The following is a 12,554-nucleotide window of genomic DNA, read 5'->3' as shown; positions in this document are numbered from 1 at the left end:
TAAATACGTTAAATAAATAAGAATATTAGTGACTTATACCTGTAATGGAATAAGTCACATAATAAATAATTAAACAAAAAAGGAAATGAAAATGAAAAAAACAGTATTAGCAATAGCACTATCATTGGTAGCGAGTTCTGCAATGGCAGAAATGGACCACAGTAAAATGGATCACGGTTCAATGGATATGAAAGGAATGGACATGAGTAAGATGGATCATTCCAAAATGAATATGAAAGACATGGATATGAGCAAGATGGAAGGCATGTCTATGGACGATATGAATGCGGTAGGGATGCCAGCAACTGGCATGAAAGCAAATAAAGTCGTTCATGTCATTTTATCTGACGATATGAAAATTACCTTTAAAAAAGAAGTCGATATTGAACCTAATGATATCGTTCAATTTGTGATTATGAATACAGGTAAAATCGATCATGAGTTCTCAATTGGTAATGAAACCGAGCAATTAGAACACCGTGAAATGATGAAGAAAATGACATCAGGTCATGCACATGACAGTGGTAGCACAGTCACAGTTCAACCAGGTAAGGCGAAGCAAATTACGTGGCATTTCCATGGTGATAATCACGTAGAGTTTGCGTGTAATATTCCAGGGCATGCAGAAGCAGGGATGGTAAAGAAAATAACGTTATAAACGACTGTTTTTAAGATAACAAAGCGGTAAGGTGGGTGGCCTTACCGCTTTTTTTATTGTGCCATCAAATTATAATTTGAAGAATGACAATTGTTGTTTTTGTTCTTCTGCTAATCTTGATAACTCAGAGCTTGCACTTGCACTTTGGCTAATGCCCGTGACGTTTTGATTCACAAGCTCAGACATATTAACGACATTGCGGTTAATATCTTGAGTTACTTGAGATTGCTCTTCAGCCGCAGTTGCAACTTGAGTATTCATATCATTAATCGCATTGATAGATTCGGTAATACCAACCAGAGCATCACCTGCTTTTGCTGTTAGCTCTTTATTTAGCTCTAACATATCAAGGCTTGATTGCATGCTGTCGTTAGCTAAACCTGATTGCTCTTGAAGCGCTTCAATGATCGTTTGAATTTCTTGAGTTGATGATTGAGTACGAGCAGCAAGTAAACGAACTTCATCAGCAACGACGGCAAAGCCACGACCAGATTCACCCGCACGAGCCGCTTCGATAGCCGCTTCGATAGCCGCATTGAGTGCAAGTAAGTTAGTTTGGTCTGAAACCCCACGAATCACTTCAACGACATTATTGATTTGTTCTGATTGCTCTTTTAGGCGATTAACAACAACAGCAGCATCAGTCAATGCTGAAGCCATTTTCTCGCTTGCTTCAGTACTTTGAGCAAAGATATCTAAACCTGCATGCGCCAATTCATTGGTTTCACGAGCTGTTTTATCAGCGGCAAGCGCATTATCACTTACGTTATCAGCAGTGCTTGATAGTTCATTGACTGCTGAAGCAACTTGTTCTATTTCGCTTAATTCTTTTTGCGAGTTTGATTCCGCTTCACTCATCACAGCGGCAAGCTCAGTAGACGCTGAAGCGACGCTTTCATTAATGTTACTTAACTCTTCAATGGTTGCTTGAAGCTGACGAGCCGTTGTATTGATGTCGTTACTCAGTTGAGCAATTTCATTATCACCATCGGCATCAGCTTGAACGGTTAAATCGCCTTCAGCTAAACGACGGATCAGTGATTGCAGCTTTTGGATAGGGTTTACGATTAACCCAGATAACCACCAAGCAGTAAGCAGTGAAATAATAAATACTGAGATGATAGTAATTGCTGCCGTATTTTTTACTTGAATGTTTCTTTCGTAGCTTTCATTCATTAGAACGTCAGAAAACTTATTTACCTGCTGAGATAGGTCATTAATGGTCTCGACCATATGGTTGCCTATCTTGCGGTATTGAGCAATCATCGAGTCTTGAGTTGTGTTGTTTGAAAGACCTTGTTCTTTACGAGTGGTGAAATCTATCATTTTTTTCGTGAAATCAACGTAGGCAGAAACGCTAGCACGTACTTTTTCTGCATCACTACGAAATGTTTTTTTATCTTCGATTTCATTAAGTAATTTATCAATCGACTTTACTTCATTTTGCATTTGTACATAGAAGTTTTCTCTACGTGCCGAGTCATAAATCGCATATACCGCCCTAATGCGTAATGGATACACTTGGTCATCAATTTTTGCTAGTTGATCTTTATAGAAAACAAATGAGGTTGTGTTGTCAGCAATTGTGTCTTGTTCTTTTTCTAGAGTCGCCGCCGTGTACCATAAAGAAGCAAAAAGAGCTAAAGCAGTAAACAGAACAGGGAGTAATATTTGTATACGAATAGATGTATTTTTAAGCGAAAATTGCATTTTCAACCTCTGGGATTTTGAGAAAAGTATAGTTAAGAACAGCATCTCAATTAATATTTTGTCGAAATATAGACCTTTGTTACACTTCTGTCTAGGTCTGGTGCCTTTTTATTAAGAAATGTCAACTTTGTGGTTGATAAATGTACGATTTTGATTAATTTATCCTTGGTGGTCTTATTGTTGAAACAAATTTCTTGGTTTTCGGTGTAAAGTTGGAAAGTTTTTATTCATATGTAGGAAAGAAAGTGAAATCCAATAATTTTTTTGTATGAGCAGGGTAAATACATTGGAAGTGAATATCATAAATCGTGAAATAAATGCTTTTCTAGCGAGTTATCGACTATTGAAAACCTTATTATTTGGATGAGAGGTTTACATGAAAATACGGCAGGATTATGAAGACGTTTTTCTTATGATAGTAGTTATTGAATGACTTACTGTAAAGGAAATTAAACAGGCTGAGCTTTTCATTCGTTTGAGGTGAGAAAGAAGAAATTACCCCTAAACCAGTATAAATACGTAATGAGGGAGAATGTACCGTTCATTGTTATAAGCGTTTAAAAGGACAAGAGATTGGCTGAAGTGTCTTTACTTTTTGTAATCATGACGACGTTCAGTTCTTAACGAAGGGATTTGTACGGTTGTTTAACTTGTGTACAGAAATGATTCCAATGTAAATAATCCGTCTTAGAACCGCATTTTTGTTCGGCCGCCATCTTTGATACAATCACGCGCTTGTTTTTAGAAGGAGGGTTAAATGAAATTATTGTATTGGTTAGACGAGTGGTTAACTCACTCACGTTCAGAGCAACAAGCGCAACTACCGATGTCTGGGGGCGACTTACTTGATGATGTTTTTGTTAAGTATGAGTTTGTTGATTTGGATAAGCCATTACTGTTCACCTTTTCTCCTGCAGGGACCAATGTTCAGGAACAAGATATCAATGCTGATTTTGCCCCTTGGGGTTACCATTTAGCGCAAAAACAGCAGGTTAACATCATATCTTTCCAGCACTTGGGAAAAAGTAATTGGTTCCGCAACCGCAATTTAATCTTCTTTCTCGAACAATTAACCACTTTACTTGACCCCTTTACGTATCGTTTAGGATACGGATTGAGTCGTGGTGGTTTTGCTGTTGGTGCTTTTGCAAACTTACTAGAACTTGATCAAGTGTTGTTTTTCCATCCTGTTAGTACTAAAAATCAAGAGATTGCGCCTTGGGATGACAGATCAAGTACTGAGTTAGCACAGAAGTTTGATTGGTTAGGGGATTATCACGATCTTAATTTGGGTAAAGCAAAAGGCTACATTATTTATGACCCAACAAATAGAATCGATCGCTTACACGCCAAACGTTATCCTGAACTGACTCATCTAAGGGTCTTTGGCATGGGTCATGGTACCCACAGTACGTATTTGAATAAGTTTGGTTTTTACAAACAAGTTGCCGTGGATTTCATTCGTCACCAGAAAATTGATATTGCCCAATTTCGCCAACAAACGAAGACATTACGTTTTAAAGAAGATTATTATCAAAGGCTTAATAAGGCGAACTCTAGCTCTGAGCATCGTTTGGGATTGTTGAGTAAGGCACATAATATTCTTATCGATGAGAAGGAAGCACATGTGCAGGAACATCAGGCACAATTGGATGTCCAGCCTCTTATCGATATTGCGCTTAAACATCAGGATGAACATCCACAGGATGCAATTCAACTGTTAGAAATGGCTTTGAAATTGGTTCCAGATGATCCTTTGGTAGAGCGTAAACTTAAGCAGCTGATCTAGGTTTCCACTGCGATTTCAATAATGATGGGTACCATTGTATTTGGTGGTGCCCTTATAGTTTTATGACTCAAGACTCAATCTTTACTGCTTCTGTTTTATTCTGAATTAATTTAACTCTTCTGCCATCTCTATTTCGTATATTTCATCAGCAATATCTTGTGTTTTACGCTCGATAATTGTTTGAGCATCCGCTAAGCCTTGATTATAAAACACAGGGCCAGTTTGTTTGATAATAAAATCTAACAAAAACTCACCATCAAACTGACCTAATTCCATATCGAGTTCTTGTTCAAAATAGCCTTGAAATTTGTGAATTAATTCATCTCGTTTATTTTTTGGTATCGTAATGGTGGTCATTCTCTGTCCTTAGCGGTTATGTTTTCTTTTGAAGGTTATGAACGGCTTTATTGTACATTATCCACGCCATTATTCCTGCCATCGTATTACCCACTAATGCACCCATGAATACACCATGCAAACCAAACAAGGTTGAACCTAGCCATATCATCGGTAAGAAACAGGCAAAAAGTCGCAGTATAGAAATGGTTAACGCTCTCATTGAAACCCCAAGCGCATTACAAACAGACACCATCAACATACAGATACCTAAAGAGCTGAGGCTGATCGGAACCCACATAAGATAGGCCTGAATAACGCTGATGACATTACTGTCGGTGCTTAATAGGTTTGCTAACGGCTTGGCTACTATGAATAACAAGATAGCAAGGCCGATCTGCCACGTTAATACAAACTTAGCGGCAATACGGATCAGCTTTTGAATATCATCGAACTGTTTAGCGCCTAGCATCTTTCCGACCATTGGTGGAATCGACATGGTTAACGCAAGTACAACAACAATAGCAAAAAATTCGATACGAGAAGCCATTGCCCAACCAGCAACCGCCGCTGCGCCAAATCCTGCAATGATTTTAGTCGCCATCAGTGAAGAGAGTGGTGGCAATAATTGGCTCATCATCGCGGGTGACATAACAGCATTCAATTCTTTAATCGATTGAGCGATTGAGCGATTGGCAGATCATGCCAAGAAAAAGAAATCCAATGACGTTTGAAAATAGAAGGAAGAATAATACAAAAGCCAATACTGAAAGAAAGGATCGTTGCCCACGCCGCGCCGTTTAACCCAAGATCAAAATGAAAAATAAAAATAGGGTCTAAAATCATGTTTAATATACTGGTAATTACCATCATTAAACCGGGTAACTTGGTGTCTCCATTTGCTCTACACACACTGTAAGCAAAGTAAATCATGGCGCCTGTCCAACAGCTTGCTAACCAAACCGGCCAGTAGCTATCAATAACGGGGAAAACATCGGCTTGTGCTCCAAGCAACGAGAGAATAGGCCCACGAGAAAACCAAATAACCAAGCACATAGTGAATACCATTACGGCACCCAGAATTATGACTAATCCACCTAATTGTTTTGCTTTTTGAGGTTGTTGGGCGCCAAGAACTCGGGCAATAACGGCTGTCGTTGCTATGCCTAACCCAACTTGCAGACCAATAATCACCATTTGTAATGGCATGGTAAACCCTTGAGCAGCAAGAGGAAGAATACCTAGTTGTCCAATGAAGGCACTGTCGACTAATTGAAAACTCATTAAGGAAAGTACACCAAACATCATTGGCCATGTCATTTGAAAAAGCTGTTTTGAAAGAGAAGGGGTTGGCATGGTTATGAGGTGCTCAGTAAGTATTGATTGGTCATTGTACTGATTATAGAGCAAGACACAAATTCAAAAATAAGATAGTAGAAAAAAGCCCTTATTAGCGAATCGACTTCGGTTTAAATAAGGGCTAAGTTTATCTGTTATTTATAAAATCAAATACTTGGCAATAATGATTCAGGCATTAGTTGATTGTATGTCGCCTCTAGCAATAGGGCGTTTGCTTTGGCAATGTCTGGTGCGAAATAACGGTCTTTGTCATAAAAATCGACACGTTCACGCAGCATAGCTTTTGCTTGTTCTATTTTTTCTGAGCTTTTGTTTGGAGCTCTGAAATCTAACCCTTGAGCCGAAGCGAGCAGTTCGACGGCTAATATCCCGCGTGTATTTTCGGCCATATCCCCTAAACGACGGGCTGCAAAGGTTGCCATTGATACGTGATCTTCTTGGTTTGCAGACGTTGGTAAACTATCAACAGAAGCAGGGTGAGCAAGACTTTTGTTTTCACTGGCTAATGCCGCTGCGGTGACTTGCGCGATCATAAAACCTGAGTTTACTCCGCCGTTATCCACTAAAAATGGCGGTAATTTACTTAATCCACTGTCAATAAGCAGTGCCATTCGACGTTCAGACAAACTGCCAATTTCTGCAATGGCTAACGCTAGATTATCCGCAGCCATTGCGATAGGCTCTGCATGAAAGTTACCGCCAGAGATAATATCGCCATCTTCTGCGAATACTAAAGGATTGTCCGATACGGAGTTTGATTCTATCTCTAATGTATCGGCAGAGTTTCTGATCTGTTGTAAACACGCGCCCATCACTTGAGGCTGACAACGCAGTGAATAGGGATCTTGTACTCGTTCACAGCATTGGTGTGATAAGCCTATTTCACTGTTTTGTGCTAATAAATGACGATAGCCTAATGCGGCGTCCATTTGACTACGATGCCCACGAACACGATGAATTCTTGAGTCAAACGGTTTACGGCTGCCTAATGCGGCTTCAACCGTCATTGCACCACAGACCGTTGCGGCAGCATATAAATCTTCGGCAGCGAATAAACCTTCTAGAGCAAATGCAGTAGAGGCTTGAGTTCCGTTCAGTAGCGCTAATCCTTCTTTTGGTGCGAGTGTTATTGGATCTAACTTTGCGATTTCTAAGGCTCTTTGACCTGAAATCACTTCGCCTTTATAACGGGCTTCACCTTCGCCCAATAAAACGGTACTCATGTGAGCTAAAGGAGCAAGATCGCCAGAGGCACCAACAGACCCCTTTTTAGGAATGCAGGGATACACCTCAGAGTTAACTAATTGAATTAATGCGTTTACTACCAGTGGACGAATGCCTGAGTATCCGCGAGAAAGGCTGTTTACTTTTAGGACAATCATTAACCGAACGGTTGCGTCGTCCATGAATTGACCAATACCCGCAGCATGCGACAGAACAATACTGCGTTGCAGTGTTTCTAGATCTTCTTCTGCAATACAGGTATTGGCGAGCAACCCAAACCCGGTATTAATGCCATAAACGGTTTTACCGTCTCGGATCACTTGAGCCACCACCTCGGCACTGGTGATCATATCGGGTAAAGCGTCTGGATGAAGTGAAAGTTGAGTAGGGTGACGGCTAACTTCACGTAACTGTTTTAGAGATAACTTGCCTGGAATAATTTCTAATGAATACATAGTTCGTTTCTCGTTATGGTTGTGATACCAACTCGTGCAGCTAGGTTGGTATTCTTTATAATTATTTTTAATGTAGGGTTTATTGCTACTTATTTTGGTTCAGATAGCATTGGTAAATCTAAGTTTTGTTCTTTAGCACAATTGATTGCGATGTCATAACCCGCATCCGCATGGCGCATAACCCCTGTTGCTGGGTCATTATGTAGGACTCGGCCAACTCGTTCTGCTGCGTCATCGGTACCATCACAAACAATAACCATGCCTGAATGTTGAGAGAATCCCATGCCAACGCCACCACCATGATGAAGCGATACCCAAGTCGCACCCGATGCGGTGTTAAGTAGGGCGTTTAGCAGTGGCCAATCGGATACGGCATCAGAGCCATCCATCATACCTTCTGTTTCACGGTTTGGACTGGCAACAGAACCTGAGTCAAGATGATCTCGACCAATGACAATCGGTGCTTTTAATTCTCCATTTTTTACCATTTCGTTGAAAGCTTTACCGAGACGAGCACGATCTTTTAAGCCAACCCAACAAATACGAGCCGGTAATCCTTGGAACTGGATACGTTCACGCGCCATATCAAGCCAATTGTGCAAATGCGGATTGTCAGGAATAAGTTCTTTTACTTTTTGATCGGTTTTGTAGATGTCTTCTGGATCGCCAGAAAGTGCCGCCCAACGGAAAGGCCCGATGCCTTCACAAAAAAGCGGACGAATATAAGCAGGCACAAATCCTGGGAAATCAAACGCATTAGCCACGCCTTCTTCTAATGCCATTTGACGAATGTTGTTACCATAATCTACCGTTGCTGATCCTGATTTCTGTAAATCAAGCATAGCTTGGACTTGAATCGCCATGGACTTTTTAGCTGCGATAACGACTGCAGGTTCGTCTTTTAAGCGCATTTCTGCCGCCTGTTCCATTGACCAACCTTGCGGTAAGTAGCCATTGAGGGGATCATGAGCGGACGTTTGGTCGGTGGTAATATCCGGCACAATACCGCGTTGAACGATATCGGCATACACATCGGCGGCATTACCTAATAAGCCAACAGACACGGGTGTACCAGACTGTTTTGATTCTTCTATTATTGCCAATGCTTCGTCTAATGTGGTGGCTTTGCGATCCACATAACCTGTGCGTAAGCGATAATCGATACGTGATTCATCACACTCAACAGCAAGCATTGAAAACCCAGCCATGGTTGCTGCGAGAGGTTGCGCGCCACCCATACCACCAAGGCCGCCAGTTAATACCCATCGACCTGCGGCTTTACCATCAAAGTGCTGACGAGCCATAGCAACAAACGTTTCGTAAGTGCCTTGAACAATGCCTTGAGATCCAATGTAGATCCAACTGCCAGCCGTCATTTGGCCATACATCATCAAGCCTTGTTTATCGAGCTCGTTAAAATGCTCCCAATTTGCCCAGTGAGGCACAATATTTGAATTTGCAATGAGGACACGCGGCGCATTGGTGTGGGTTTTAAATACACCGACAGGTTTTCCTGATTGCACTAGCAAGGTTTCATCGTCTTCAAGGCGGGTTAGCACTTCTACAATCTTGTCGTAACATTGCCAATTTCGTGCTGCACGACCAATACCACCATATACCACTAACGCATGAGGGTGTTCAGCGACGTCTGGATGTAAGTTATTCATTAACATACGAAGTGGGGCTTCGGTTAACCAAGATTTCGCCGTTAATGCAGTGCCTGTTGGCGCGATAATAGTCCGAGATTCATCTAGTCGAGGATTAGACGATGAGGTGTGTGTCATTATTGCTCTCCTTGCTGTGATAGGCCGAGGCCATTATTTGTTGGTTTTCATGCCACGGGCGATAGTCCAAGCTAACCTTGCGGCTAAGCGTGCGGTTTGATTATCAATGTCAAAGTTTGGGTTGTATTCGGCGAGTTCAGCCAAACGTAATTTAGATCGACCTTTATGAGTTGAAGCCGATAAAATATCGACAATAAGCGATTCTATAATCTCGAATGGCAAACCTCTCACCGCCGGCGCACTAACCCCTGGGGCGATTGAGGCAGGAAAAACATCAATGTCGATAGTGAGGTAGAGGTAATCGTTGTTCGCGATAAAGTCAGTTAACACCTGCTTAACATGAGATAAATTAGAATGGGTTAATTCGGTATCATCAAAATAAAGCACACCAAGCTCGTCTGCTTTTTGATAAAGGGCTTGTGTATTACTGCCACGATTTAGCCCTAAACAGGCATAATTAAATGGCCAATCGTTAGCGTCACAATATTGAGCGATTTGATGAAAGGGAGTACCAGAGCTACCAATACGTTGATGCGATAATTGATCTGACTTGTCATTCGATGCTGGCGGATTTCTTAGATCAAAATGGGCATCAAAATTAATGATCCCAATGCGCGGTGGTTTATCCTCTTCAGGCGTTCTCTTTTGTTTTAAATAACGCGCAAGCCCTTGGAATGATCCCCATGCCACTTCATGACCACCACCAAAAACAATGACTTGCTGTTGATTGGACAGGGCGTGTTCAACCGAGTCACCAAGTTGTTGCTGCGCTAACTCAAGATTGTCGTCATCACAATATACGTCACCGCCATCAAAAACAGAGTCTTGATGGTGCCAAGCGAGATTCGCTAATGCACGGCGGATCGCTTGCGGTGCAAAATAAGCACCAACACGACCTTTGTTGCGAGAAACACCTTCGTCACACGCAAAGCCAATAAGAGTGATCCCATTGTGAGATGAGTGAGTTAAAGGGGTTATTTTTTGATGCCAACGTAAACCGAGTTCGCCATCTTCGGAATCAACTCTGCCGTGCCAAACGGACATATCAATCGTATGATTATCTTTCATGACTTCCCTTAATTATAAAAAACATCACCATCAACCACTCTGGCAATAAGATCAGGAACGCCTAAGCGATAAGAGAGCTCGGCGGGTGAATCCAATTGCCACAATGCAAAGTCAGCCTCCATGCCGACAGAGATTTGTCCACGAGAGCTTTGTAAGCCAAGGGCTTGAGCTGCATTGCAGGTAACACCGCGCAGAGCTTCTTCTGGGGTTAATCTGAACAAGGTGCAAGCCATGTTCATCATCATCCGTAAAGAGGCGATTGGAGACGTGCCGGGGTTAAAGTCTGTCGAAATCGCCATTGGCACATGGTGTTTACGTAATAAGTCGATGGGTGGCAGTTGTGTTTCTCGCAAAAAGTAAAATGCACCGGGAAGAAGCGTGGCAACGGTATTATGTTTAGCTAAAGACTTAACCCCATCTTCATCAAGGTATTCAATATGATCAACCGAGTCTGCGCCCATTGAGGCGGCTAAGGCGCTGCCACCTAGGTTTGATAACTGTTCAGTGTGTCCTTTTATGCCTAATTCATGTGTTAACGCAGCATCGAAAACACGTTGGCATTGTTCTACAGAAAATCCAATCCCTTCACAAAATACATCAACGTGATCCGCTAACTTTTGTTCGGCTACCGTAGGAATGATTGAGTCACAAATTAAGGTGATGTAATCGTCAGGCTTGTCTTTGTATTCAGGAGGAAGAGCGTGCGCTGCCAATAAGGTAGAGGAGACTTTCATATCTGGTAATTTAGCAATACGTTTGGCGACTCGGAGCATTTTTAGCTCATCATAAAGTGTTAAGCCATAACCCGATTTAATTTCGACAGTAGTGACGCCGTCACGTTTAAGTCCTTCTAAGCGTTGAACGGCCAAATGGTACAATTCATCTTCACTGGCCTGTCGAGTCGCGTTGACGGTGGATAAAATACCGCCACCTTGCCGTGCGATGTCTTGGTAAGGAACACCTTGTAAGCGTTGTTCAAATTCATTCGCTCGATTACCGGCAAAGATAAGGTGAGTGTGGCAATCAATGAAACCCGGAGTGACTAAAGCATTACCACAATCAATAACATCAGGATGACCGTGAAATATCTCGGGGCAGGAGTGTCCAACGTATTCAACTTTTCCATTCGTCACGCCTATCATTGCATCTTGGATAATTTGATAGCCATCATTTGGCGTAGACAGATCTGTCTTCATTGTGACTAGGTTAAGATTCGTAAAAATTCTATCCATGAGTATCTGCCTATGTAAATTAACGGATAAGTTAATATGTATATACAAATAAATAGACGTTTTTAATCGATAAGGCAAGATGGGTTGTAATGGAATTGTGATCAAAAGAGCAATTATTGACCATTTTAGATCTAAATTTGAGAAGATACTCCGGTCAGTATCTTCGAGTTTTTTATACTTTAGTACGAGAGGTTAACTTGTATCTGTCTCCGGGATGGTACAAAAGAGCGACGCTAATAAGGTTATGTTCGCTCCACGTTCTGCGGTTAAGTAATAAACAAGGGGTATAAGCATCCATGTCTAGTAACTCAACAATATGAGGAGAAGCAATGATAGCTTCAACAGAATGCTCAATGTCGCTTAAAGGGCAAGTTTGGACTAAATACTCGTTAGGTGTTTGTTTAGTAAAGTCTTGTTCTATATAGCTTGGTGCAAAGTTTGGATTCACCCAACGCTCTTCAATTTGAATTGGTCGATTATTCTCGTAATGAACGATTTGGGTAAAGTAAACAATGGTATTGTTTCTAACACCAATTTGAAGCGCGATGTCACCATTGGCTTCAATTGATTGCTGAACAATGATTTTATTGGTGTAATGATGACCTCGATTACGGATTTCTGTCGCTATATTACGGATCTCCATTAACGGTGATTCGGCTTTTTTATGGCAAACAAATGTGCCTAAACGAGGAGTACGTTGTAATAAGCCCTCTGTAACTAATTCTTTTATCGCTTTATTTGCTGTCATACGACTGACTGAAAATTCATCGGCCAATTCGATCTCTGTCGGTATTTTAAAACCGACAGGCCAGTCTCTGGTTTGAATTTTTTCATTCAAGTATTGTTTGATCTGTTGGTACCGAGGAAGTTGGTTCATCAGGTTCACTTATTAAATTGACTATACAAATAAAAGCAGGTTTTGAAACGACTTACAAGAAA

General features: G+C 41.4%; 9 protein-coding genes and 1 pseudogene. 2 read left to right on the top strand and 8 right to left on the bottom strand.

Annotation, left to right across the window (positions count from 1 at the left end; translation table 11 throughout):
- Positions 1-91 precede the first annotated feature (91 nt).
- On the top strand, positions 92-658 hold the full coding sequence (gene copI / locus VSAL_RS19735) for a copper-resistant cuproprotein CopI (protein WP_023603993.1): 567 nt from the start codon (positions 92-94) through the stop codon (positions 656-658).
- A 69-nt stretch (positions 659-727) separates the two neighbouring features.
- Here the strand turns inward: copI and VSAL_RS19730 are convergent, their stop codons facing one another.
- Positions 728-2,368 (bottom strand): methyl-accepting chemotaxis protein, encoded by a 1,641-nt coding sequence (locus tag VSAL_RS19730; protein ID WP_012552015.1) that lies wholly within the window; start codon positions 2,366-2,368, stop codon positions 728-730.
- A gap of 757 nt (positions 2,369-3,125) precedes the next feature.
- Between VSAL_RS19730 and VSAL_RS19725 the strand changes: the two genes are divergently transcribed.
- Positions 3,126-4,157, top strand: coding sequence for a hypothetical protein (locus VSAL_RS19725; protein WP_012552014.1), 1,032 nt, complete (start codon positions 3,126-3,128; stop codon positions 4,155-4,157).
- A 105-nt stretch (positions 4,158-4,262) separates the two neighbouring features.
- On the opposite strand, the gene VSAL_RS19720 is transcribed toward VSAL_RS19725, so the two are convergent.
- The 7 genes and pseudogenes from VSAL_RS19720 to hutC form a co-directional block, all read right to left on the bottom strand.
- Positions 4,263-4,514: a DUF2164 domain-containing protein gene (locus VSAL_RS19720; protein WP_012552013.1), complete on the bottom strand. Its 252-nt coding sequence runs from the start codon at positions 4,512-4,514 to the stop codon at positions 4,263-4,265.
- Between the two features lie 16 nt (positions 4,515-4,530).
- A pseudogene (locus VSAL_RS19715) lies at positions 4,531-5,849 on the bottom strand (MATE family efflux transporter).
- A 149-nt stretch (positions 5,850-5,998) separates the two neighbouring features.
- Positions 5,999-7,531, bottom strand: coding sequence for a histidine ammonia-lyase (gene hutH / locus VSAL_RS19710; RefSeq protein WP_012552012.1), 1,533 nt, complete (start codon positions 7,529-7,531; stop codon positions 5,999-6,001).
- An 89-nt stretch (positions 7,532-7,620) separates the two neighbouring features.
- Positions 7,621-9,315, bottom strand: coding sequence for a urocanate hydratase (gene hutU / locus VSAL_RS19705; protein ID WP_012552011.1), 1,695 nt, complete (start codon positions 9,313-9,315; stop codon positions 7,621-7,623).
- A 33-nt stretch (positions 9,316-9,348) separates the two neighbouring features.
- Positions 9,349-10,383, bottom strand: a complete 1,035-nt coding sequence (gene hutG / locus VSAL_RS19700; protein ID WP_012552010.1) for a formimidoylglutamase — start codon at positions 10,381-10,383, stop codon at positions 9,349-9,351.
- An 8-nt stretch (positions 10,384-10,391) separates the two neighbouring features.
- Positions 10,392-11,615: an imidazolonepropionase gene (gene hutI / locus VSAL_RS19695; RefSeq protein WP_012552009.1), complete on the bottom strand. Its 1,224-nt coding sequence runs from the start codon at positions 11,613-11,615 to the stop codon at positions 10,392-10,394.
- Positions 11,616-11,787: 172 nt separating this feature from the next.
- A complete protein-coding gene (hutC, locus tag VSAL_RS19690) occupies positions 11,788-12,492 on the bottom strand; it encodes a histidine utilization repressor (protein ID WP_012552008.1) in 705 nt (234 codons plus the stop codon).
- Positions 12,493-12,554: the final 62 nt, after the last annotated feature.

Origin of the sequence: Aliivibrio salmonicida LFI1238 (genome assembly GCF_000196495.1) — a bacterium.
GTDB lineage: Bacteria > Pseudomonadota > Gammaproteobacteria > Enterobacterales > Vibrionaceae > Aliivibrio > Aliivibrio salmonicida.
Note: the sequence above shows the minus strand (reverse complement) of the source record. Positions and strands in the feature narration are given on the sequence as shown.

Excerpts from the sequence above, each read along its gene's own strand:
- VSAL_RS19730 (WP_012552015.1), bottom strand. The coding sequence starts at position 2,368 with ATGCAATTTTCGCTTAAAAATACATCTATTCGTATACAAATATTACTC.
- copI (WP_023603993.1), top strand. The coding sequence starts at position 92 with ATGAAAAAAACAGTATTAGCAATAGCACTATCATTGGTAGCGAGTTCT.
- hutH (WP_012552012.1), bottom strand. The coding sequence starts at position 7,531 with ATGTATTCATTAGAAATTATTCCAGGCAAGTTATCTCTAAAACAGTTA.
- hutU (WP_012552011.1), bottom strand. The coding sequence starts at position 9,315 with ATGACACACACCTCATCGTCTAATCCTCGACTAGATGAATCTCGGACT.
- VSAL_RS19725 (WP_012552014.1), top strand. The coding sequence starts at position 3,126 with ATGAAATTATTGTATTGGTTAGACGAGTGGTTAACTCACTCACGTTCA.
- VSAL_RS19720 (WP_012552013.1), bottom strand. The coding sequence starts at position 4,514 with ATGACCACCATTACGATACCAAAAAATAAACGAGATGAATTAATTCAC.
- hutG (WP_012552010.1), bottom strand. The coding sequence starts at position 10,383 with ATGAAAGATAATCATACGATTGATATGTCCGTTTGGCACGGCAGAGTT.
- hutC (WP_012552008.1), bottom strand. The coding sequence starts at position 12,492 with ATGAACCAACTTCCTCGGTACCAACAGATCAAACAATACTTGAATGAA.
- hutI (WP_012552009.1), bottom strand. The coding sequence starts at position 11,615 with ATGGATAGAATTTTTACGAATCTTAACCTAGTCACAATGAAGACAGAT.